Source organism: Octadecabacter temperatus (genome assembly GCF_001187845.1).
In the GTDB taxonomy this organism is placed as follows: Bacteria; Pseudomonadota; Alphaproteobacteria; order Rhodobacterales; family Rhodobacteraceae; genus Octadecabacter; species Octadecabacter temperatus.
Genome location: NZ_CP012160.1, coordinates 639,373 through 660,872, shown reverse-complemented (window position 1 = coordinate 660,872; position 21,500 = coordinate 639,373). Strand labels below are relative to the sequence as shown.

Genomic DNA, 21,500 nt, shown 5'->3' with positions numbered 1-21,500 from the left:
TATCGAGCGTTAGATGCGATACGCTAAGGGCATCTTGAATGACCGTCGAAATCGCCATTCAAAAACCGATGCGCTTGATCGGCGTGCCTTGACGCCGGGGCATACGTTGTTTGCAGCGACAATCTGCTTTCCGCCCTTAGCAGCCGTTCACGCACTCTGCAGCATCGGTCAAAGTGGGCTCAGAGCAGACATTGCGCTTTAACTTGACGCAACCATTCAAACCACTACCCCCCAAACATATCGCCCTGTCCTTTGGGCGCAGCCATTCCCAAATGCGTCCACGCCTTTTGCGCCAACATACGGCCGCGCGGGGTGCGTTGGATCAGACCTTGCTGCAGCAAATAGGGTTCAATCACTTCCTCAAGCGCATCCCGCGCCTCGCTCAACGCTGCACTCAGGGTCTCGATCCCCACAGGGCCACCCTGATAGTTCTCTGCAATCAGCCGCAAATACCGTCGATCCGCACCATCCAGCCCCAGATGATCCACGCCCAGCCGCGTCAACGCGCTGTCCGCAATCTCTTGGGTGACGGTCCCGTCCCCTTCAACAATCGCGAAATCCACGACACGGCGTAGCAAACGCCCCGCAATCCGCGGGGTGCCACGGGCGCGTTTGGCGATTTCTTGTGCGCCATCCGGCGTCGCAGGTGCGCCCATCAAACGTGCGCCGCGGGTGACAATCTGATGCAATTCCTCGGTCGTATAAAACTGCAAACGCGTCGGAATGCCGAAACGGTCGCGCAATGGCGTCGTCAACAACCCCATGCGAGTCGTCGCACCGATCAGCGTGAACGGCTGCAGCTCAATGCGCACCGTACGCGCCGCTGGCCCTTCCCCAATCACTAGGTCCAGTTCGAAATCCTCAAGCGCTGGGTACAGCACTTCTTCAACCGCCGGATTAAGCCGATGGATCTCGTCGATAAACAACACATCCCGCGCTTCAAGGTTCGTCAGGATCGCCGCCAAATCACCCGCCTTGGCCAGCACAGGACCAGACGTCATGCGAAACCCGACACCCAACTCCCGTGCCATAATCTGCGCCAAGGTTGTTTTGCCCAAACCAGGCGGACCGTGGAACAACGTATGATCCATCGCCTCACCGCGCCGCTTAGCGCTCTCGATAAAGACCTTCAGGTTCGCACGCGCTTCGGCTTGGCCAATAAACTCGTCCAGTGCCTGCGGGCGCAATGCACGATCGTTGTCTTCAGATTGGCGCTGAGGCTGCAAGGATGGGTCAGTTTCGTTCATTTTTTCACTATGCCTCAGTCGTGCGGATGGAACCAGACGTCATCAACGCCAAGCCCCCAGCCACGACAATCAATAGAATTCCGAATAGGGTTGGCGCATCTACCGCTTCGCCAAACATCAACCACCCCCAAAGGATCGCAAACGCCAGATAACTAAAATCGAACGCCCCCAACATTGCGCTTGGCGCTCGTTGATAGGCAAAGGCTGTTCCGACCGCACCGATCACAATCGCAATCGCTGACACCAACATCACACGCCAACCAGCGCCCGACACGGGAACCCAAGTTGACCTCCAAACCTCCGTCGATGCCCCATCGGGGAGAAGAACCAGCCCCGCGCCGCCGACAGCAACAAACGTTACATTCAACCAAATCGCGAGCGTCCAAATACTATTCGTCGCGCAGCGGGTGCGCGTCAGGATCATCGACAAAGCGTACAACATCGCTGCGCAAAGCGGCATCAAAAGCCAAAGCGACACGCCCGATGCCCGTGGGTTGGTGATGATCAGAACCCCAACAAACCCAAGCACGATACCAATCGCACCGATCCCGCCAATTCGTTCTCCAGCAAACAAAGCCGAGAAAACGAGGATAAACAGCGGCAACGTATAATATGCCGCTGCAGCAACAGAGAACGGCATGCGCGACAGGGCGGCATAATAGAACACCCACATCACGGCCAACATAGCACTGCGCAGCAAAACCCATCTATTTGGCATAAAGGTCGTGCGCGACAAACGCCTTGCGCAAAGCAGTAAAAGAATGGGCAACGCGATAAGCGACCTTAGGAACACAATTTGCCAAATGCTCATCTGATAGTCGGCTGCCAGTCCCATCTTGCGCACCAAAGCATCGCCAAACGACAGTGCGAAGACTGTGCACACAAGGACGCAGACGGCCAATCTTGGACGATCCTGCGTCACGGACTACCCCTTCGGAGCCAGCAATTTTAGTGCCGCGCGGATTAGGGTCGCCGCATCTGCGCCCTCATTCTCACCGGCCGCTTGCGCCACAGCACTTGCTGCATCAGATGGCCCATACCCAAGATTACCCAACGCGGACAACGCATCAGATTGCGCCGCTCCGCTGGCCTCAACAGGTGCGCTGATCGGTTCAAGCACGGCGTCGTCCGCCGCGTCAGTGGTGGGCGACGCCCCCCCGCCCGCCGCAGGTGCAGCTCCGGCCATGGCCATCACACTATGGGCTTTGTCTTTTAGCTCCAGAATGGTCTTCTTGGCGGTCTTCGGTCCTACACCTTTGGCCGTCGCGACCGCAGCCCAATCGCCCAGCGCAATTGCGCGGCTCACACCGTCAGCGCCCAAGGTCCCCAAAATCGCCATTGATGCTTTCGCGCCAATGCCTTGCACGGACATCAGCAACCTGTGCCATTCTTTTTCCACCAATGTCGTGAACCCGAACAGCTGCAACAGGTCTTCGCGCACCAGCAGGTCCGTATAAAGCGCAACGGCTTCGCCGACGCCTGGCAATGTCGCCATCACGCGGTCACTGACATAGACAATGTAGCCCACACCTTTGACGTCAATCAGCACATGATCGGCTGCGCGATACTCTAGCCTTCCGGCGATACGCCCGATCATGCCATGATCCCAGCGTGCGTAGCTTTTGCAACCCTTGCCGTCGCCCGCGCTGATTGTAGATGATGTGAGTGGCAAATCGCGATTGCCAATGCGTCCGCAGCATCCGGTCCATTCAGATCGACACCCGGCAATTGCAGCTTCACCATATGAGCGATCTGCGCTTTGTCCGCATGCCCCACGCCAACCACCGCTTTCTTAATCGCATTCGGCGCGTATTCCCCCACAGTCAGCCCAGCGCGCGCGGGTACCAGCATTGCCACACCGCGCGCCTGCCCCAGCTTCAGCGTTGCAGCCCCGTTTGAATTCACAAAAGTCTGCTCCACGGCGGCGGCGTCCGGCGCGTATTGCGCGATCACAGCTTCAAGCTGGTCATGAAGCGCCAAAAGCCGCACGGCCAAATCACCTTTGCCCGACTTGCAAACACCATTTGCGACATGGCTTAGCCGTGATCCATCCACGTGAATCACTCCCCAGCCCATGTTCACCAAACCTGGATCAATGCCCAAAACCCGCATGCTCGCCCTCTTTTTCTTATTCGTTAAACACTCGTTAGCACAAAACGCGAACACCCGCCTAGCCCTTTCGACATTTTCGCCACAGACGCCTCAACCGATTTTGCTACATTTGAGGTTCAAAAACGTCAGCCCCCACCATAAAACCGACGTTTCCTAGCGGCACCTGATGCTTAATTTACTGGCGCGCTGCCTGTTTTTTGCGCCATGCGAAAACCGCATGTCACCCATGCCAAAATGACACTGGTTAGTCGCAGAAAGAGATCCTAATTGCGCCATAGAACGATAACTAAACTTTAACGGCGCTTAGCCCATATTCTCAGGAGACTTCACCATGGCAGCCATCGCTTTCCGCACTGCAAACGCAAAATCCGGTTTTTCCCTTGTTGCCATGATTGGCACATTCGTTTCTTGGAATGACCGTCGTATGACGCGCAACACACTTAACAAATTGTCCAACCGTGAGCTCGACGATATCGGCCTCGTACGCGGTGACATCGAAAACATCGCCCGCGGCAACATTATCCGCTGATTGCCACAAGGCTTTCGGCCTTTCGCCGGAACAATGAAATGACAAAGGCCGCGTCCAAATTAATGGACGCGGCCTTTTTGTGTTCCTGAGGAAGAAACGAATTCTTTTGTGTTCAGCGTTTTCTAGTTCTGGAAGAAAAACTGCTTAAGGTAGCCACCAACTGCGACAGTCACAGGATCTTCCTGCATCAACACAGCGCCGGCTTTCTCAACCATTGACCCAGACCGCAGACCTTCAACTTTTTCCGCGTAATTGCCCGCACCAAGCTGAGCAAACAGCAGCGCCTTAAATGCGAAAAACAGAACGACAATTAGGAAGGCGCCTTTAAGCGGAAATGCAGGGCGGACCAGACGTGGGCGGGACCGGATGAGGCCATCCTTACCAACGCGGCGAACAACGCCATTGCGGCGCATGCGCTCATGGTTGCGAACAACTTTGTTTATGCGTTTGTCTAAAGAAGCATCGATGGTCATTTGGCAGCCTACTTGTTACTCGGCCCCCACCGAACATGACTAAAATCCCCCTCAAATGCGGCAAGAATGTGGCAAACAGGTAAATTTAAGGCAAAAACTGCGATAAATGCGGTTTTACTGTGTTTCTTTACGTAGGGTTAGCGTCGACCAATCACCAATCTTATCGTGTTGAACCAAATTGTATCCATTGCGTGCATAAACACCGATAATTTCCTCGGCCTGTTCGTTCAAAAGCCCTGACAGAATCGCGAATCCACCCGGTTTCGCGTTCGCACCCATATCCGGCGCCAGCATGATAAGCGGCCCCTTGAGGATGTTTGCGAAAATCAAATCAAAAGGCGCTGCGTCCGCCAGTGCGCCGTCATCAAACCCAGCAGCAGTGACACAGGCAACAGCACCCGCCATGCCATTCGCGGCCATGTTGGCCTCAGCTACGTCCACAGCGACTGGATCGATGTCACTCGCGATCACCTTGGCATCCGTCGTGCGCGCCGCGGCCATCGCCAAAACTGCCGTCCCACATCCAACGTCAGCCACGTCTTCAAACACTTCGCCATCATTCAACAGCCGATCAAAGGCGCGCAAGCACCCCAGCGTTGTCCCGTGATGCCCCGTGCCAAACGCCATTGCCGCATCAATCAACAATCCGATGCGACCTTCAGGCAGTTCTGCTGCGTCGTGCGAGCCATAAACGAAGAACCGCCCCGCCTCGACGGGTGGCAATTCGCGTTTCACATGGGCGACCCAATCGGTTTCCGGCACCTCAGACACCACAAATGGCTTTGCGCCAAATGTCGCGGCCAATAGCGCAAGCGATGCGCCATCCGGTTCGCCCTCAAAGTATCCACCAACTTCCCAAAGCCCGCTGTCGTCTTCCACTTCAAACACGCCAACACCAGTTGGTGCAGGGTCCATCCCCTCCATCGCGTCGCTCATGGCTTGCGCGGCAGGTTTGCCCATCATCGTGGTCAGTGCTGTGAAGGTCGTCATTGTCTACTCCGCAAGTTGCGCCCGCAGGCGTACAAATTCTGTTTCATTTCCCTCAACCGGATGGCGGGGGATCAATAGGGAAAGGGCCAGTGATACGATCGCCATTCCCGCAGCGCACAGAAACACCAAACCCGGCGATGAAAGCCACAGATATCCCAGCAGGGCTGGCAAGAACACGGCCGCGATATGGTTGATCGTAAAGGCCACGGCCGCTGTGGGCGCAATATCCTGTGGATCGGCGATCTTTTGGAAATAGGTTTTCAACGCCAGCGCAAGACTGAAGAAAATCGCATTCGTAACATACAACGCCGCCGCAAGCGTTTCGCCCCAATCAAGGTAGTAAAGGCCCGCATAAAGCAGGAAGATCACCGCAAGACCGACGTATTCCACAACCAACGCAAAGCGTTCCCCAAACATTTGCACCACGCGCCCGATCAAAGGCGCAGTTATCATTGTCACAACAAGCGTGATCAACAGCAACGATGTCATATCGCTCACTTTGTAGCCGAATTTCTCGACCATCATGAAACCCGCAAACACAAAGAAAATCTGGCGCCGCGCGCCGGACATGAATTGCAGCGCATAATAGAGCCAGTACCGTTTGCGTAGGACAAACTGTGTGCGTTGTGGGTTGGGGCTTTCGAATTGCGGATACGCAAACATACAGAACAACGCGACAAGCGCCGTAATCCCACCTGACACCCAAAACACGAGCGAATAAGACAGGTCGTATTTTTCCCATGTCAGCACGATCAATACATAGGCTAAAAACGTCGCCCCCGATCCAGCTGTGATAATCCATCCCAGCGTTTGGGGCGCGCGTGCCTTGTCGATCCATTGCAACTGCAGGCTCTGGTTTACGGTCTCGTAATAGTGGAACCCGATGGAGCTCAGCATCGTGATCACCAAAATGCCCCCCATTGACGGGAACTGCGCCGTCAACGCCGTCGCGACCCCCAGCAAGACGAGCGACACCAACCCAAGCACTTGTTCGCGAAACAGCAGCAACAAAACGATCACGCCAACCGCAAGGAACCCCGGGATTTCACGCACGGTATGCAACCACCCAATGTCCGCCCCATCAAAACCTGCAACCTCAATTACGAAATTATTCAGGAGGGCAATCCACGTCGAAAACGCAATCGGCATCATAGCCGCTATCAAAAACAACAGCGTCACCGGACGTCGCCATAACGGCAGTTTTTGCGCATCAAAGAGGGAAACTGTCTTCATACGTCGGCTCTACGCCTGCCCATCACATTTGTCGAACCCGCATTTGACTGTACTATCCTTGGCAGGAGGCCATCATGAGCGACAAAATAGACGTCCAAAACATCAACACCCCCGGCAAAACCACCCGCGTGGATCGTGCAAAATACAACGCGATGAAATCTGCAATGCTCAAGGTGATGACGAAAACCGCCCCCGGTGACACCGCGAAAGACATCAAAGAAGCCGCCAAAGCGCATTTGCCCGATGATCTCTTCCCCGCAGGCGCGACTTCTGGATGGTGGCAAAAGACCGTGCAGCTTGACCTTGAAGCTAAAGGCCTCATTAAACGCGCCGACACCAAACCGCTCCGCTTCTACCTCACCTAAGCGCCAAAAAACGCGCCCTATTTGTCTTTGTCTCACAAATATCCCGGGGGAGTCGCGCAGCGACGGGGGCTGGCCCCCTCCGCCGCACGCCGCAGGCGCATTACCTAGTAAAAACTCTGCGGATCAATATCGATCGCCATGCGCAACTCGCCACGCAGCTTGAATTGCCCCGCCCACGCCGCAAGCGCCTGTTGCAAGGGCGCTGATTTCTCAGCCTTCACCAGAAGACGTACACGGTGCCGTCCGCGTATCCGTGCAATCGGTGCAGGTGCAGGGCCGAACACTTGCGCCCCGATCTTACGCAGCGGCCCATCCATTCGTGCCATCTCGGTGCCTAGGTCAAACACCTCCTGCACGTTGGTTGAACTCAACACGATCCCCGCCATACGTCCGTATGGGGGCACGCCTGCGGCTTTGCGTTCACCCGCCTCTGCCGCCCAAAACGCTTCTTCATCGCCCCCCAAAATCGCACGAATGACAGGATGCTCAGGCTGGAATGTCTGCAGCACCGCCTCCCCCGCGATCTCGGCCCGCCCAGCACGCCCAGCCACCTGACGCATCAATTGAAACGTGCGTTCCGCCGCCCGCAAATCAGATCCTTGCAACCCAAGGTCCGCATCGATCACACCGACCAACGTCAGCTTGGGGAAATTGTGCCCCTTGGCCACCAGCTGCGTGCCAACAATCACATCCGCCTCACCGCGTGCGATGCTTTCGATATGTTCTTTCAGCGCACGCGCTGATCCGTACAGGTCCGAACTCAGCACCGCGATCTTGGCGTCGGGAAACAGCGCTTGCGCCTCTTCGGCCATGCGCTCCACACCGGGGCCGACGGGGGCCAGCTTATCCTCGGCCTGACAGCTAGGGCAGACTGTCGGCATCGGCTTTGTCTCGCCGCACTGATGGCACATCAGCCGTTTAAGAAAGCGGTGCTCAACCATCGTCGCATCGCAATCATCACAACCAATCTGGTGACCACAGGCCCGACAGATCGTAACAGGCGCATAGCCGCGTCTGTTCAGGAACAGCAACGATTGCTCGCCCTTCTCCAAACGGCTCTCAACCATCTTTTGCAAAGACGGCGACACCCAACGTCCCCCCGGTAAATCCTCAACCCGCATATCAATCGCGGACATTTCCGGCAAAACCGCATCCCCGTACCGCGACGCCAGCGTCACGCGGGCGTATTTACCCGCCTCAACGTTCGCCCAAGATTCCAAAGATGGCGTTGCGCTCGCCAAAACCACCTGTGCCGAATTCAGCGACGCCCGCAGCACCGTCATATCCCGCGCGTTATAAAGAACCCCGTCTTCCTGTTTGTAAGATGTGTCATGTTCTTCATCCACGACGACCAAACCCAAATCACGATACGGCAAAAACAACGCCGAGCGCGCACCCACAATCAACTGCGCATCCCCCTGCCCAACCATGCGCCAGCAGCGGCGGCGTTCTGTCATGGTCACACCGGAATGCCACTCGGCGGGCTTCATCCCGAACCGCGCTTGAACCCGTGTGATGAACTCACTCGTCAGCGCGATCTCGGGCAGCAACACCAGTGCTTGGCGTCCAGCGCGTAAACACTCCGCCACGGCCTCAAGGTAAACCTCGGTTTTACCCGATCCGGTTACCCCCTTTAGCAATGTTGTGCCGTATTTTCCGGATCGAACAGCCTCGCGCAGCACCATTGCGCCAGCGGTCTGGTCTTCGGTTAATTCTTTACTGCCATAATCAGGATCCAGCCGTGGATAAGGCAGATCGCGCGGGCTGTCTTCTTCGGACACAGCGCCCAGTTTGACCAAACCTTTCACCACCGAACTCGTCACGCCCGCTGTGTCCGCGACTTCCTTTAGGGTAAACGCCAGCCCGCCATATTCGCGCAACACGTCCAACACTTTGGTGCGTGCCTCGGTCATGCGATCGGGTTCAACACTGCCCAAACGGTAGACCTTCCGCATGCTTGGCGCATCCCCAAGCCCCGGTGCGCGGGTCGCAAGCCGCAACATCGCGTTCATCGGGGTCAACGTATAATCGGCTGCCTTTTGCAAAAACTGGCGCATCTCATCGGCCATTGGCGCGACATCCAACACACGAATTACCGAGCGCACCTTCTTGATATCCCAGTCACCCTTACCGTTGCCCCAGACAACGCCCAACACCTTACGGGGGCCTAGCGGAACCTCGACGAAAGCACCCAAATGGCACCCACCTTCCGGCGCTTTGTAATCCAGAACACGGTTAAGCGGTTGCGCTGTTAAAACGCCGACCAACTCGCCCTCATGGTAAAATTCCTGATTCATACTGCCGCTTTACGAAGGGTGGCCGTCAACACGCCCATGCCAATCAACACACCACCGCCGATACGGGTCATCCAACCCAGCACCGCTGGCTTGCGGATTGTCGTGCGCAACCGATCAGCCAACAGCGCATAGATCATGACGTTCACTGCTGCGAGGCCAACAAACGTAGCGATCAAAATGGCAAACTGCGGCGCCAAAGCTGCGTCTTGCTGAATGAACTGCGGAACGAAGGCGATGAAGAAGACGATCCCTTTCGGGTTCAACGCAGTTACGAGGCAAGCGTTGCGAAACACAGCGCCCGCACTTAACTGCGGCGCACCCTCGATCTTGTCCAGCGTCGCACCGCCAGCGCTGCGGATCATGCCAATACCCATCCAAACCAGATAGATCGCCCCAACCCATTTGAGCGCTGTAAACGCCGTAGCCGAGGCCAGCACAATCGCGCCAAGGCCGACCAAAGACGTTGTCATCGCGATGAAATCACCCAACGCAACACCTGCCGCAGACGCAATTGCCACGCGCCGTCCTTGGGTCAGCGCATAGGTCAGCACTAACACAATTGTCGGACCGGGGATGATCAAAAGCACTATGGTTGCCGCCACAAATGTCATCCAGATTGATAGGTCCATGAGAATCTCCTGACGCGGCTTGAGGCCACATTAGACACCTGCACTTAAGGACGCACAACCGCCCCTTCCAGACTCATGCGCTTTGGGGTATCCATCCCCAAATTCATTCATCAGCCGGAGCGCAGCCCCATGAAATTCTTTGTAGACACCGCAGACGTCGCCGCCATTGCAGAACTCAACGACCTTGGCATGGTCGACGGGGTCACTACGAACCCGTCCATCATCGCCAAATCCGGCCGTGACATTCTGGAAGTCACCAAAGAAATCTGTGAACTGGTCGACGGGCCTGTTTCCGCCGAGGTCGTTTCACTCGACGCGGACAGCATGATCGCCGAAGGTCGCAAGCTCGCGAAAATCGCGGACAACATCACAGTGAAAGTTCCACTCACATGGGATGGCCTGAAGGCGTGTAAGGTTTTGTCCAGCGAAGGCACTATGGTTAACGTCACGCTGTGCTTTAGCGCCAACCAAGCACTGTTGGCCGCCAAAGCCGGTGCGACATTCATTTCCCCATTCATTGGCCGTTTGGATGACATCAACCTTGATGGTCTTGAGCTCATCGAAGACATCCGCACGATCTATGACAACTATGGATTTGAAACGCAGATCCTTGCGGCATCCATCCGCAACGCCAACCACATGTCCGAATGCGCGAAAATTGGCGCGGACGTTTGCACCGCACCGCCAAACGTCATCAAGGCGATGGCGAACCACGTGCTGACAGACAATGGTTTGGCCGCGTTCATGAAAGACATCGAAAAAGCGAACATCAAGATCGTTTAACGAATGCGCGTGCCGCGGGCGTAGAGGGGGACCAGTCCCCCGTCCTGCGGACTCCCCCTGGGATATTTATAAAACAAAGACAAACGCAGGGCGGCACTTTACATGAGTGTCGCCCTGCAACACTTTGGATTCATCATAAATAAAGCTATCCGTTGTGTGTGCAGGTCTGCTACATATTCCCCAACAATAAAATGAGACGAGTATGAGCAGCGATCCCCTTTTGACCGATGACGTTCGGTCTAAAATCATGTCCGACCCTTCGGTTCTTCTTGAAGATCAAGATGTTATGCGCGCACTTGTCGCCGCAAACGAAAGCGCGCAAGGCAGCAATATTGTCGATCTGCGCGGCATCGCGATGGAGCGCCTTGAATCGCGACTTGATCGTTTAGAGGACACGCACCGCAACGTAATTGCGGCGGCTTACGAAAACCTTGCCGGAACAAACCAAATCCACCGCGCGATTTTGCGGATGATGGACGCCACGAAGTTTGAACCGTTCCTGAAAGAATTGCGCGGCGATGTCGCCGACATTCTACGCGTCGATGCGGTTCGTTTGGTTCTTGAGTCCGTTACACCAGAAGCCGACCCCGCGATTTCCAAACTAAGCGATGTCTTGTCCGTCGCCGAACCAGGCTTCGTGCGCGACTACATCACACATGGCCGTTCCGTTACGGCCCGCCAAGTGACACTGCGCCAAGTGAAAACCGACGACACAGCGATTTTTGGTGACAAGGCCGACTACATCCGCTCCGAAGCCTGCTTGCAGCTTGATCTTGGTGAAGGGCGTTTACCTGGAATGCTGATCTTTGGTGCCGAAGACCCGCATCAATTCACACCACAACAAGGCACTGATTTGCTGACGTTCTTTGCGGGAGTGTTTGAGCGCTCATTGCGGCGCTGGTTAAGTTGATGATTTCGCCTGCCATGTCCGCCGCCCTGGACAGCTGGCTGGCCCATCAACGTGCGCTGAAGGGCGCGGCTGAGAATACGATCACGGCTTACCAGACCGACCTGCTCGGGTTCCTTACCTTCATGACGCAATACCACGGTGAAGCGCAGGGCCTTGGCCCGATTTCGCGTATCACAGTCAGCGATATGCGCGCATGGATGGCGTCCGAGCGTGCACGCGGCGTTGCTGCACGATCCTTGGCGCGCAGCCTGTCGGCCGTGAAATCCTTTTACCGGTGGCTTGCGGATCGTGAAGGGTTTGAGCCAACAGCGGTGTTGTCTACGCGATCCCCCAAGTTTCAAAAGAAACTTCCCCGCCCATTGGCCGTCGATGCCGCCCGCGCGATGATCGACACCGTCGAGGTGCAAGCCCGCGAACCGTGGATCGCGGCGCGCGATGTGGCTGTCGTTACCCTTCTTTACGGCTGCGGTTTGCGAATATCAGAGGCACTTGGTCTCACCGCAAGGGATGTGCCCCTTCCTGCAACCCTGCGCATCATTGGTAAGGGCGGCAAAGAGCGGCTAGTGCCAGTTATTCCAGCGGCCCGCGCCGCCGTGAATGCCTACCTAGACGCCTGCCCCCACCCTATGGAACCCGACGCTCCAATCTTTCGTGGCGCGCGTGGTGGTCCACTTTACCCCAAAGCGATCCAATCGGTTATGGCGCAATCACGCATGCAATTGGGACTACCTGCGACAGCAACGCCCCACGCGTTGCGCCACAGCTTTGCGACCCATCTGCTTAACGCAGGTGGCGACTTGCGTTCCATTCAAGAACTCCTTGGACATGCATCGCTATCAACGACACAGGCCTATACCGCCGTCGATACAGCGCGCTTGATGGAAGTTTACGACGCGGCACATCCAAGGTCCCAAAACGAGGCAGACAACTAAGCTCACTTGCCCTAATGCGCGAGTTGCGCCATGACAGCCTGATGAATGCACAAGCAAAAGCCCTCGCCGTCCATTTTTTGACCGCGACAGGTGCCGTCTTCGCCATGCTCGCCATCCTCCAAGCCATCCAGAAAGACTGGGCGATGATGTTCGTCTGGCTGATTGTAGCATTTGCAGTGGATGGAATTGATGGGCCGCTTGCGCGCCATTTCAACGTAAAGAAATATGCGCCGCAGTTTGACGGTGTCCTACTTGATTTAATCATCGACTACCTCACCTACGTCTTCATCCCGGCCTATGCGCTTTATGCGTCGGGCTTGATGGATGGCTGGTCAGGCTGGGTTGCGATCATCGTGATAACCTTCGGATCCGCGCTTTATTTCTGCGACACGCGCATGAAAACAAAAGACAATTCTTTCTCGGGCTTCCCGGGATGTTGGAACATGCTGATCCTTGTTCTGTTCGCATTGTCCCCGCCGTGGTGGGCCTGTCTGGTTCTCGTCGCGGTTCTGGCGATCGCAATGTTCCTGCCGATAAAATTCATCCATCCAGTGCGCACCAATCGCTGGCGCGCGATCTCGCTACCGATGGCCTTAGCGTGGACCGCATTTGCCGGCTTGGCAGCTTGGGAAGGCTTTGAACCTGCCGTCACCGTTTTCTGGGGCCTGATGACCACGTCAGCCTACCTGCTTGCCGCTGGCGCCGTTCAACAAGTGCTCCACGGTCCAGACGGTTAAGCGCCCATGTTTCTTTGGCTCTTAAATACTCATCTTTTGGAGCTAGATCAGAAACCCGCCCGCACCTTCATGGCGCAGCAACGCGACTTTCGTCTCAACACCACCTTTGCCAGAAAACCCTGTCAAACCTTTCGCGCCCATCACACGGTGGCACGGAATAATGACAGGTATCGGATTGCCGCCACAGGCAGACCCGACAGCCTGCGCAGGGGCGCCCAACGCTTTGGCGATATCTCCGTAGGTAACGGTGTCCCCAAACGGGATGGCAGACATTTGATCACAAACCGCGCGTTGAAAATCCGAGCCTGCAACCCGCAACGGCAGGTCAAACGCTTCAAGTTCGCCCAAATCATAAGCCCGCAATTGGCGTGCAGCCTCAGATAAAAGGGCGGTCTCATCGCGCCCATCGCCGTCCCATTCAACGCGCACAATCGCGCCATCTTCGTCATGAAGCGTTAAGGGGCCGAATTGGGTGGGGATGGTAAGGTTGGGCATGCCTAACCTTGGCCCGCTTAACGGAGCGGAGCAATCCGAAACATGTGCAAGCTCGCACGCCTGCGGCGGGCGGGGTGGCCGAAATCCTACGGATTTCGGCCACGTCCTCGTCGTTTAGCTGAGCGCGCTATTGCAGCGGCCACATACGCCTTCATGGCTGTGCGTGCCAACGTCAGGTAGGATTTTCCAGCAGCGTTCGCATTTTTCACCGTCCGACATACCAAACACTACGCCGACACCTTCAACGTCATCCAACGTAAATGCACCGTCAGGGGCCGCGCCTTCAGCAATCGTGATCTGGCTGGTGATACAAAGGTCCGCGAATGTGTCACGGTTGGTGATCACTTTCGCCAATTCAGCGCTCAGATAAACTGTCGGAGCGGCTTCAAGCGAAGAACCGATGACTTTTGCGGTCCGCTGCTCTTCCAGCGCCCCCGTCACAACACGGCGCACGGAACGCACCACATCGGAACGCGCCGCCAATTCGTCATCGCGCCATTCAGCAGGTGTGTCCGGAAAATCAACCAAATGCACAGACGTGTCATCGCCATTGCGTTCCAACCAGACCTCTTCCATCGTGAAGGTCAGGATCGGGGCCAGCCATGTCGTCAGACGTGCATAAAGCGCATCCAAAACCGTCAGTGCAGCCAAACGACGCTCAGTGTCGCCATCACAATAGAGCGCGTCCTTGCGGATATCGAAGTAGAACGATGACAGGTCCAGCGTGGCGAATTCAAAGATCGCGCGGAACACGCCTTGGAAGTCGTACTTGGCGTAGCCTTCGCGCACGACACCATCGAGCACCGCCAGTTTGTGCAGGATCAACTGCTCAAGCTCAGGCATATCATCGCGCGCCACAGCCTTGCTCGCATCAAAATCGCCCAATGAACCCAGCATATAGCGCAACGTGTTGCGCAAACGGCGGTAGCTGTCCGCCACGCCTTTCAGGATCTCATCACCGATGCGTTGGTCATTGGTGAAATCCACCTGCGCCACCCAAAGGCGCAAGATATCCGCGCCGTATTGCTGAACGATCTTTTCAGGAACAATGGTGTTGCCGATGGATTTGGACATCTTCATGCCCTTCTCATCCAGCGTGAACCCGTGGGTCAGAACACCGCGGTACGGCGCGCGGCCCATCGTGCCACAGCCCTGCAACATGGATGAATGGAACCACCCGCGGTGCTGATCGGTGCCTTCAAGGTACAAATCGGCCAAACCATCCTCGGACCCATCTTCACGGTCGCGCAGTGTGAACGCATGGGTCGATCCGGAATCAAACCACACGTCCAGAATATCCATGACCTGATCGTAATCATCGTGGTTGTAGTCACTGCCCAAGAACCGCGCCTTTGCGCCTTCTTTGTACCACGCATCTGCGCCTTCAACTTCAAACGCTTCAAGCACGCGGGCATTTACAGCCTCATCACGCAGCAAGAAATCATCATCGGTTGGTTTCGCACCCGCTTTGGTGAAGCAGGTCAACGGAACGCCCCACGCACGTTGACGTGACAGCACCCAGTCAGGGCGCGCCTCGATCATGGAATGCAAACGGTTACGCCCCTTTTGCGGCGTCCACGTCACCAGCTCATCGATGGAACGCAACGCACGTTCACGGATGCTCGTGCCGTATGTGTCCTGCCCGTCGCCAACCGCCTTATCAATCGCAGCAAACCACTGCGGCGTGTTGCGGAAGATGATCGGCGCTTTGGAACGCCAGCTGTGCGGATAAGAGTGCTTGATCTTGCCACGCGCCAACAACCCACCAACTTCGGCCAGCTTGGACATCACGGCAGCGTTCGCGTCGCCTTCCCAATTGCCCTTCTTGGCCTTGGCGCGAAGAATACGTTTGCCGCCAAAGAACGGCATGTCCTCGCGGAAGGAACCATCATCCATGACATTGTAGGTGATGACCTCCGCCAACATTCCTAAATCACGGTAGAGTTCGAATTCCTCCATCCCGTGGCTTGGCGCACAATGCACAAAACCCGTGCCTTCATCATCGGTCACGAAATCAGCTGCACGGAAATCACGCAGATCATCCCACTCGCCATTGCCGTCTTCAACGCCGTTCAACGGATGCTTCAGTGACAGACCAGCCAATTCCTCGCTCGGAACATCACGAACGCGGGTCCATTGATCATCCTCAAGACGCGCCTTCGCAAACACGTCTGCGGCCAACTTGTCGGCCAGCAAGAACTTCTCACCGACGTCTGCCCAGCACTCATCAGGCGTCGCAGTCACTTCGTACAAACCGTAGGAATACTTATCGCCATAAACGACCGCTTTGTTAGACGGGATCGTCCAAGGCGTCGTCGTCCAGATCACGACCTTTGATCCAGCCAAGTCACCCTCAGCCACGGCGAACTTCACCCAGATCGCAAAACTCTCTTTGTCGTGGTACTCGACCTCGGCCTCGGCCAGCGCCGTTTCCTCAACCGGCGACCACATCACAGGCTTGGAACCCTGATACAGCGTGCCCGTCATCAAGAACTTCTGGAACTCTTCTGCGATGACCTTTTCCGCATGGAAATTCATCGTCAGATAAGGTTCATCCCATTTACCTTGAACGCCCAAACGCTTGAATTCCTCGCGCTGGATATCGACCCAACCGGACGCGAAATCGCGGCATTCCTGACGGAATTCCACAACGTCTACAGCGTCCTTATCCAGACCCTTTTCGCGGTACTTTTCCTCGATCTTCCATTCAATCGGCAGGCCGTGGCAATCCCAGCCGGGGATGTAGCGCGCATCGCGCCCCATCATCTGCTGGCTGCGTACAACCATGTCTTTCAGGATTTTGTTCAACGCGTGCCCGATGTGCAAATGCCCGTTGGCATAGGGCGGGCCATCATGGAGCGTAAACGGCGCGCGCGTTTCAGTCTTCGCCTTCTCGCGCAGCTTTTCATAAACGTTCATCTCCGCCCAGCGCGCCAACCAATCAGGTTCGCGTTTTGGCAGACCAGCCCGCATAGGAAAGTCAGTCTTTGGCAGGTTCAGCGTGGTTTTGTATTCTACTTTATCGGCGCACATGTGGGGCGTCCTTCGGATAGGTCATTTCGGGAATTTGCAAATGGCGGTGCGGATCATGCATGAATTCATTCGGGGCACCTTGGTCCGACGTGTGGGGGTCACAACGTCGGGGATATAATTCGAATAATCTGGATCGCGCGGAAGTTCATATCGGGCTTATAGGCCCGCCCGTCCCTGCGGTAAAGTGCGCGGTTTGCGCAGTTGCCAACTTGCATGGTCGCACCAGATTACCCATACGCTAGCTATATAGTTTCTATACGGAATCTATACGCTTTCTATACGGGGTTTTTTGAGTATGCGTATCGCCATTATCGGGGCCGGAATGGGTGGCCTCACCGCCGCGAGTTTGCTGGCTGACCAAGGTCATGAAATCACAATCTTCGATCAATTCGACACCCCCAAACCCGTGGGGTCCGGCCTTGTGATTCAACCTGTTGGTCAACAGGTTTTGGCAGAGGTCGGCGCGCTTGAAACAGCGCTATCCTACGGCAACCGCGTAACCCACATGCTCGGGATCGAAGCCCAAAACGGCAAGCGCGTACTTGATGTGAAGTATGACCTCGTTGACCCAAACGCCTATGGCCTCGCGATCCACCGCGCGGCATTGTTTGATGCCCTTTGGAAGGCGATGCTGACTCGGGATGGCATCACACTTACTACCGCATCCGATGTCACCTCCGTGCGCCAAGACGATGATAGCATTGAGGTTTTCACCGCCACCCATGACGTGCATGGCCCGTTTGATTTGTGCATCGACAGCTCCGGCGCAGGCTCCCCGCTTTCCCCGATCAAGTCCAAACCTTTGGGGTACGGTGCAATATGGGGAACGGTCGACTGGCCTGAAACCGAAATCCCCAAACACCACCTCAGCCAGCGTTACGTCAAAGCCTCGCACATGATAGGTGCATTACCCATCGGCCACATCCCTGGGCAGAACGGCTTCAAAGCCGCCGTATTCTGGTCTCTACCAAGCGACAGCTACGCCGCATGGCAAGATGCAGGTCTGGACGCTTGGAAAGCCGAAGCCACAACCCTCTGGCCCGCCCTCGCGCCCTTCGTGAACCAAATCACCGACGCAGACCAAATGACCATGGCCCGCTACACCCACGGCACCCTAAATCGCCCTTACAGCAACCGCCTCGTCCACATCGGAGACGCCGCCCACCGCGCCTCACCACAGCTTGGCCAAGGGGCGAACATGGCGCTGCTTGATGCGCTTGCCCTGTCTCGCGCTCTGAACACACGCCCTCTCACTCAAGCCTTACCCGCTTTTGCGCGCGCCCGCCGCCTGCATACGAAAATCTATCAAGCCATGTCTTGGGCTTTCACTCCGATGTACCAATCCGACAGCGCCCTCTTACCACTGATCCGCGACCGCGCCCTCTTCCCGATTAGCCAAATCCCGCCAACACCTCGCATCCTCACCAGCTTGGTCTGCGGAACAATGGTCCCCCCAATCGGACGCCTCTAACTTCTTTTGCTCTTTGAACCTCGGGGGCAGCGTCCCTCTATCTGACCAACCTTCCCGACACAAAAAAGGGCCGCCCAACGGCAGCCCCAATTCATTAATTATACTGTGCGGCGACGCCGCTCTGTTTACTTTCCTTCAAGCGCTTCGATACGCGCCAATAGGCTGGCGTTCTCTTCGCGGGCCTTCTGCGCCATCGTACGCACGGCTTCAAACTCTTCGCGTGTCACAAAATCACGATCCGCCAACCAACGATCCACCATAGACGACATTGCTGTCTGCGCTTCATCCTTGGCACCTTGGGCCACGCCCATGGCGTTGGTCATCAATTGTGAAATGTCGTCAAAGACTTTGTTGCGGGTCTGCATGGCGTTCTCCATTCTGTTATCCGCTATATGGGCACGCTTTCCGCCCAAAACAACCCCGTAGAGCAGTTGACATCGTCGCACCCTGCGTCACAACAGGGCGCATGTTTGCAGCCATTCCATTCCCCGATATCTCACCCGAGATTTTTAGCATTTCCCTTTTTGGCTTCTCCTTCGCGCTGCGTTGGTACGCATTGGGCTACATTGTGGGCATCGTCATCGGCTGGTGGGTCGCCATTCAAGCGATCAAACGCCTGCCTCTTTGGCGCGACGACACGCCAGCCCTGACACGCGACCAGATCGAAGACCTCCTGACATGGGTCATCATCGGCGTCATCGCAGGCGGGCGTTTTGGATATGTATTGTTTTACGGCGACGGCCAATTCAGCGATGACCCTCTGTCGATCTTTCGTATCTGGGACGGCGGTATGTCGTTTCATGGTGGTTTCATCGGCGTTTGTGTTGCCGTCATCATCAGCGCACGCCGTTACGGGGCCGCGTTGGGCGATGTCGCCAATATCCTCGCGCTTACTGCCACGCCCGCGATTTTCCTTGTCCGCATTGCCAATTTCATCAACGCTGAACTCTGGGGCCGCGCCACGGATCTGCCTTGGGGCGTGAAATTCCCGTCCATGTGCGTTGATCCTGCGCGCCAACTTTGCGCGACGGTGGGCGACTGGTTTTACTACGGCGATGAACCCGCCCGCCACCCCAGCCAGCTATACGAGGCGGGCCTTGAAGGGCTGCTTGTCGGCTCAATCATTATGTACCTCGCGTTCAAACGTGGCTGGTTGAAACGCCAATGGTCCCTCGTGGCTGTGTTCCTCATGGGCTACGGGTTGTCGCGGTTTATGGTGGAATTCGTGCGCCAGCCTGACGCGCAATTCACCAGTGTCGATAACCCCATCGGTTGGGCTTACGATTTCGGCACATGGGGCCTCACCCAAGGGCAGGCGCTTTCCATCCCGATGATCCTTGGTGGTTTGATCGTCATCATCCTCACCCGTCGCAAAGCATGAAAACGCTGCAAGACCTTATCGCCGCGCGTATTGCGACATCCGGCCCAATCACATTGGCCGACTATATGGCCGATGCGTTGATGCACCCCACGCTTGGCTATTACGCAACGCGTGATCCGCTAGGCGCAGCGGGCGATTTCACCACAGCCCCCGAGATTTCCCAAATGTTCGGAGAACTGATCGGTTTATCGCTTGCGCAAGCTTGGCTTGACCAAGGCCAGCCAAGCGCATTCGCGTTAACAGAACTCGGCCCCGGACGCGGGACTTTGATGGGTGATATCCTGCGCGCTACTCGCGGCGTTGCGGGTTTCAACGATGCTGCTGAGGTCCATTTCATTGAGGCCTCTCCGACCCTGCGCAAAGAACAAGCCACGCGGGTTCCACACGCCAAATGGCACGACAACATTACCACCCTGCCCGACATGCCGTTGTTCCTTGTCGCCAATGAGTTCTTCGACGCGCTTCCCATCCGCCAGTTCCACCGCGATGAAAATGGCTGGCGCGAGGTGCAGGTTGGTGTCCAGAATGAAACGCTTACCGCTGGCTTGTCCGCGCCCTCCCATATCGCCCTGCTGGATGATCGCCTGAATGACACTAAGTCGGGCGACATTGTTGAACACTGCACTGCCCTTCCAGCGATCACTCAAAACATCGCCACGCGCATCGCGTCTCATGGCGGCGCGGCGTTGATCATTGATTACGGGGATTGGCATTCCCTTGGCGACACGCTGCAAGCGCTGCAGAACCACGCGCCCGTTGATCCATTCGCAAACGCGGGCGAGGCCGACATCACGGCACATGTGGACTTTGAGGCAATCGCAACAAACGCGAGCCCCGCCAAATATACCCGTCTCACGCCGCAAGGCATTTTTTTAGAGCGCCTTGGCATCACGCAGCGAGCCCAAGCACTTGCGCAAAAACTGCGCGATGATGCCCTTGATCAGCACATTGCCGCCCACCGCCGCTTGACGCACCCGTCAGAAATGGGTTCGCTGTTTAAAGTACTGGGGCTTTATCCTGATGGTGCCCCACCGCCCGCAGGACTAGAACCATGACCCTTGAAATCATCACCGCCGAAAGCCTGTCCCCGTTTCGCCACGGGTTCTTCACCCGTCGCGGCGGTGCGTCCTCAGGTGTGTTTGAAGGACTCAACTGCGGCACGGGTAGTTCCGATCAACACGAGGCCGTCACCATCAACCGCGACCGCGTGGCGGATGCAATGGGTGTGCAGCCTGACGCCTTGATGGGCGTGTACCAAATCCATTCTCCGGATGTGATTACCGTCACCGAACCCAACACAGACCGTCCAAAAGCTGACGCAATGGTCACGGCGACGCCGGGTGTCGCGCTGTCGGTCCTGTCCGCCGATTGCCAGCCCGTCCTATTTGCCGATGCAAACGCGGGCGTCATCGGCGCGGCCCATGCCGGTTGGAAAGGTGCGCTAGACGGCGTTCTTGAATCCACCCTTGATGCGATGGAGACATTGGGAGCCAAACGCGACAATATCTCAGCCGTCATCGGGCCTTGCATCAGTCAAACCGCTTATGAAGTCGGGCCAGAGTTCTTTGAGGACTTCATCACCAAAGACCCAGCCTTCGCGCGTTTCTTTGCCAATGGTGAAAACGGCAAATATCAATTCGACCTTCCCGCCCTCGGCATGCATCGCTTGCGGACCGCTGGTGTGGGTCAAGCCGAATGGACGCGCCACTGCACTTATGCTGATCCTGACCGGTTCTATAGCTACCGTCGCGCGACTCATAATAAAGAAGCAGACTACGGCCGCTTGATCGCGGCTATCACGCTTGGGCCAGCTGTCTGATCTAGACTGAAATGCGGCAGGCCTCGCCATTTCCATGCCAAACTCAACCGGAAACAATCCACCC

The 21,500-nt window shown here is 56.4% G+C and carries 22 protein-coding genes; 10 read left to right on the top strand and 12 right to left on the bottom strand.

Features of this window, described 5'->3' with window-relative positions; translation table 11 throughout:
- Positions 1 to 224: 224 nt before the first annotated feature.
- The 4 genes from ruvB to ruvC are packed head-to-tail and all read right to left on the bottom strand — an operon-like array spanning position 225 to position 3,359.
- Positions 225 to 1,247, bottom strand: coding sequence for a Holliday junction branch migration DNA helicase RuvB (gene ruvB / locus OSB_RS03460; protein ID WP_049833676.1), 1,023 nt, complete (start codon positions 1,245 to 1,247; stop codon positions 225 to 227).
- A gap of 7 nt (positions 1,248 to 1,254) precedes the next feature.
- Positions 1,255 to 2,169, bottom strand: a complete 915-nt coding sequence (locus OSB_RS03455; RefSeq protein ID WP_049833675.1) for a DMT family transporter — start codon at positions 2,167 to 2,169, stop codon at positions 1,255 to 1,257.
- Positions 2,170 to 2,172: 3 nt separating this feature from the next.
- Positions 2,173 to 2,844, bottom strand: a complete 672-nt coding sequence (ruvA, locus tag OSB_RS03450; protein ID WP_049833674.1) for a Holliday junction branch migration protein RuvA — start codon at positions 2,842 to 2,844, stop codon at positions 2,173 to 2,175.
- A complete protein-coding gene (ruvC, locus tag OSB_RS03445; protein WP_049833673.1) occupies positions 2,841 to 3,359 on the bottom strand; it encodes a crossover junction endodeoxyribonuclease RuvC in 519 nt (172 codons plus the stop codon). Before ruvC ends, ruvA begins: the two co-directional genes overlap by 4 nt.
- 331 nt (positions 3,360 to 3,690) lie before the next feature.
- Between ruvC and OSB_RS03440 the strand changes: the two genes are divergently transcribed.
- A complete protein-coding gene (locus OSB_RS03440) occupies positions 3,691 to 3,888 on the top strand; it encodes a DUF1127 domain-containing protein (RefSeq protein ID WP_049833672.1) in 198 nt (65 codons plus the stop codon).
- Positions 3,889 to 4,010: 122 nt separating this feature from the next.
- Here OSB_RS03440 and OSB_RS03435 read toward each other — a convergent pair whose 3' ends face one another.
- From OSB_RS03435 to OSB_RS03425, 3 genes are all read right to left on the bottom strand, one after another.
- Positions 4,011 to 4,361 (bottom strand): hypothetical protein, encoded by a 351-nt coding sequence (locus OSB_RS03435; protein WP_049833671.1) that lies wholly within the window; start codon positions 4,359 to 4,361, stop codon positions 4,011 to 4,013.
- Between the two features lie 114 nt (positions 4,362 to 4,475).
- The gene (locus OSB_RS03430) at positions 4,476 to 5,351 is read right to left on the bottom strand and encodes a 50S ribosomal protein L11 methyltransferase (protein ID WP_049833670.1); all 876 of its coding nucleotides are present in this window, start codon (positions 5,349 to 5,351) and stop codon (positions 4,476 to 4,478) included.
- Positions 5,352 to 5,354: 3 nt separating this feature from the next.
- The gene (locus OSB_RS03425; RefSeq protein ID WP_049833669.1) at positions 5,355 to 6,584 is read right to left on the bottom strand and encodes an MFS transporter; all 1,230 of its coding nucleotides are present in this window, start codon (positions 6,582 to 6,584) and stop codon (positions 5,355 to 5,357) included.
- Between the two features lie 74 nt (positions 6,585 to 6,658).
- Here OSB_RS03425 and OSB_RS03420 point away from each other — a divergent pair, with 74 nt between their 5' ends.
- Positions 6,659 to 6,949 (top strand): DUF6958 family protein, encoded by a 291-nt coding sequence (locus OSB_RS03420; protein WP_049833668.1) that lies wholly within the window; start codon positions 6,659 to 6,661, stop codon positions 6,947 to 6,949.
- Between the two features lie 104 nt (positions 6,950 to 7,053).
- Here OSB_RS03420 and OSB_RS03415 read toward each other — a convergent pair whose 3' ends face one another.
- Together OSB_RS03415 and OSB_RS03410 are read right to left on the bottom strand one after the other, a co-directional pair.
- Positions 7,054 to 9,246 carry a primosomal protein N' gene (locus OSB_RS03415; RefSeq protein ID WP_049833667.1) on the bottom strand — a complete coding sequence of 731 codons (2,193 nt, stop codon included), beginning with the start codon at positions 9,244 to 9,246 and terminating at the stop codon, positions 7,054 to 7,056.
- On the bottom strand, positions 9,243 to 9,875 hold the full coding sequence (locus OSB_RS03410) for a LysE family translocator (RefSeq protein ID WP_049833666.1): 633 nt from the start codon (positions 9,873 to 9,875) through the stop codon (positions 9,243 to 9,245). The genes OSB_RS03415 and OSB_RS03410 overlap by 4 nt, the downstream gene beginning before the upstream one ends.
- A 129-nt stretch (positions 9,876 to 10,004) precedes the next feature.
- Here OSB_RS03410 and fsa point away from each other — a divergent pair, with 129 nt between their 5' ends.
- From fsa to OSB_RS03390, 4 genes are all read left to right on the top strand, one after another.
- On the top strand, positions 10,005 to 10,658 hold the full coding sequence (fsa, locus tag OSB_RS03405; RefSeq protein ID WP_049836025.1) for a fructose-6-phosphate aldolase: 654 nt from the start codon (positions 10,005 to 10,007) through the stop codon (positions 10,656 to 10,658).
- A gap of 202 nt (positions 10,659 to 10,860) precedes the next feature.
- The gene (locus OSB_RS03400; RefSeq protein WP_049833665.1) at positions 10,861 to 11,568 is read left to right on the top strand and encodes a DUF484 family protein; all 708 of its coding nucleotides are present in this window, start codon (positions 10,861 to 10,863) and stop codon (positions 11,566 to 11,568) included.
- Entirely contained in the window at positions 11,568 to 12,500 is a 933-nt protein-coding gene (locus OSB_RS03395; RefSeq protein ID WP_049833664.1) for a tyrosine recombinase XerC, read from the top strand. The genes OSB_RS03400 and OSB_RS03395 overlap by 1 nt, the downstream gene beginning before the upstream one ends.
- Before the next feature lie 41 nt (positions 12,501 to 12,541).
- On the top strand, positions 12,542 to 13,237 hold the full coding sequence (locus OSB_RS03390) for a CDP-alcohol phosphatidyltransferase family protein (RefSeq protein WP_049836024.1): 696 nt from the start codon (positions 12,542 to 12,544) through the stop codon (positions 13,235 to 13,237).
- A gap of 42 nt (positions 13,238 to 13,279) precedes the next feature.
- Here the strand turns inward: OSB_RS03390 and OSB_RS03385 are convergent, their stop codons facing one another.
- Both OSB_RS03385 and ileS read right to left on the bottom strand, forming a co-directional pair.
- On the bottom strand, positions 13,280 to 13,732 hold the full coding sequence (locus tag OSB_RS03385) for a methylated-DNA--[protein]-cysteine S-methyltransferase (RefSeq protein WP_049833663.1): 453 nt from the start codon (positions 13,730 to 13,732) through the stop codon (positions 13,280 to 13,282).
- 114 nt (positions 13,733 to 13,846) lie between these two features.
- Positions 13,847 to 16,765 carry an isoleucine--tRNA ligase gene (ileS, locus tag OSB_RS03380; RefSeq protein ID WP_049833662.1) on the bottom strand — a complete coding sequence of 973 codons (2,919 nt, stop codon included), beginning with the start codon at positions 16,763 to 16,765 and terminating at the stop codon, positions 13,847 to 13,849.
- 295 nt (positions 16,766 to 17,060) lie between these two features.
- Between ileS and OSB_RS03375 the strand changes: the two genes are divergently transcribed.
- Positions 17,061 to 18,236 carry an FAD-dependent oxidoreductase gene (locus OSB_RS03375; RefSeq protein WP_049833661.1) on the top strand — a complete coding sequence of 392 codons (1,176 nt, stop codon included), beginning with the start codon at positions 17,061 to 17,063 and terminating at the stop codon, positions 18,234 to 18,236.
- Positions 18,237 to 18,361: 125 nt separating this feature from the next.
- Here the strand turns inward: OSB_RS03375 and OSB_RS03370 are convergent, their stop codons facing one another.
- Complete coding sequence (locus OSB_RS03370) at positions 18,362 to 18,601, bottom strand: accessory factor UbiK family protein (RefSeq protein ID WP_049833660.1); 240 nt, start codon at positions 18,599 to 18,601, stop codon at positions 18,362 to 18,364.
- 101 nt (positions 18,602 to 18,702) lie between these two features.
- Here OSB_RS03370 and lgt point away from each other — a divergent pair, with 101 nt between their 5' ends.
- Genes lgt through pgeF form a run of 3 tightly spaced genes read left to right on the top strand, consistent with a single transcriptional unit; the run spans position 18,703 to position 21,436 of the window.
- On the top strand, positions 18,703 to 19,617 hold the full coding sequence (lgt, locus tag OSB_RS03365) for a prolipoprotein diacylglyceryl transferase (RefSeq protein ID WP_049833659.1): 915 nt from the start codon (positions 18,703 to 18,705) through the stop codon (positions 19,615 to 19,617).
- Positions 19,614 to 20,672 carry a class I SAM-dependent methyltransferase gene (locus OSB_RS03360; protein ID WP_049833658.1) on the top strand — a complete coding sequence of 353 codons (1,059 nt, stop codon included), beginning with the start codon at positions 19,614 to 19,616 and terminating at the stop codon, positions 20,670 to 20,672. Before lgt ends, OSB_RS03360 begins: the two co-directional genes overlap by 4 nt.
- Positions 20,669 to 21,436, top strand: a complete 768-nt coding sequence (gene pgeF, locus OSB_RS03355) for a peptidoglycan editing factor PgeF (protein WP_049833657.1) — start codon at positions 20,669 to 20,671, stop codon at positions 21,434 to 21,436. Before OSB_RS03360 ends, pgeF begins: the two co-directional genes overlap by 4 nt.
- Positions 21,437 to 21,500: the final 64 nt, after the last annotated feature.

Bases quoted from the DNA above. Each gene is read 5' to 3' on its own strand.
- ruvB (WP_049833676.1), bottom strand. From the start codon at position 1,247: ATGAACGAAACTGACCCATCCTTGCAGCCTCAGCGCCAATCTGAAGAC.
- ruvA (WP_049833674.1), bottom strand. From the start codon at position 2,844: ATGATCGGGCGTATCGCCGGAAGGCTAGAGTATCGCGCAGCCGATCAT.
- ruvC (WP_049833673.1), bottom strand. From the start codon at position 3,359: ATGCGGGTTTTGGGCATTGATCCAGGTTTGGTGAACATGGGCTGGGGA.
- OSB_RS03440 (WP_049833672.1), top strand. From the start codon at position 3,691: ATGGCAGCCATCGCTTTCCGCACTGCAAACGCAAAATCCGGTTTTTCC.
- OSB_RS03435 (WP_049833671.1), bottom strand. From the start codon at position 4,361: ATGACCATCGATGCTTCTTTAGACAAACGCATAAACAAAGTTGTTCGC.
- OSB_RS03430 (WP_049833670.1), bottom strand. From the start codon at position 5,351: ATGACGACCTTCACAGCACTGACCACGATGATGGGCAAACCTGCCGCG.
- OSB_RS03425 (WP_049833669.1), bottom strand. From the start codon at position 6,584: ATGAAGACAGTTTCCCTCTTTGATGCGCAAAAACTGCCGTTATGGCGA.
- OSB_RS03420 (WP_049833668.1), top strand. From the start codon at position 6,659: ATGAGCGACAAAATAGACGTCCAAAACATCAACACCCCCGGCAAAACC.
- OSB_RS03415 (WP_049833667.1), bottom strand. From the start codon at position 9,246: ATGAATCAGGAATTTTACCATGAGGGCGAGTTGGTCGGCGTTTTAACA.
- OSB_RS03410 (WP_049833666.1), bottom strand. From the start codon at position 9,875: ATGGACCTATCAATCTGGATGACATTTGTGGCGGCAACCATAGTGCTT.
- fsa (WP_049836025.1), top strand. From the start codon at position 10,005: ATGAAATTCTTTGTAGACACCGCAGACGTCGCCGCCATTGCAGAACTC.
- OSB_RS03400 (WP_049833665.1), top strand. From the start codon at position 10,861: ATGAGCAGCGATCCCCTTTTGACCGATGACGTTCGGTCTAAAATCATG.
- OSB_RS03395 (WP_049833664.1), top strand. From the start codon at position 11,568: ATGATTTCGCCTGCCATGTCCGCCGCCCTGGACAGCTGGCTGGCCCAT.
- OSB_RS03390 (WP_049836024.1), top strand. From the start codon at position 12,542: ATGAATGCACAAGCAAAAGCCCTCGCCGTCCATTTTTTGACCGCGACA.
- OSB_RS03385 (WP_049833663.1), bottom strand. From the start codon at position 13,732: ATGCCCAACCTTACCATCCCCACCCAATTCGGCCCCTTAACGCTTCAT.
- ileS (WP_049833662.1), bottom strand. From the start codon at position 16,765: ATGTGCGCCGATAAAGTAGAATACAAAACCACGCTGAACCTGCCAAAG.
- OSB_RS03375 (WP_049833661.1), top strand. From the start codon at position 17,061: ATGCGTATCGCCATTATCGGGGCCGGAATGGGTGGCCTCACCGCCGCG.
- OSB_RS03370 (WP_049833660.1), bottom strand. From the start codon at position 18,601: ATGCAGACCCGCAACAAAGTCTTTGACGACATTTCACAATTGATGACC.
- lgt (WP_049833659.1), top strand. From the start codon at position 18,703: ATGTTTGCAGCCATTCCATTCCCCGATATCTCACCCGAGATTTTTAGC.
- OSB_RS03360 (WP_049833658.1), top strand. From the start codon at position 19,614: ATGAAAACGCTGCAAGACCTTATCGCCGCGCGTATTGCGACATCCGGC.
- pgeF (WP_049833657.1), top strand. From the start codon at position 20,669: ATGACCCTTGAAATCATCACCGCCGAAAGCCTGTCCCCGTTTCGCCAC.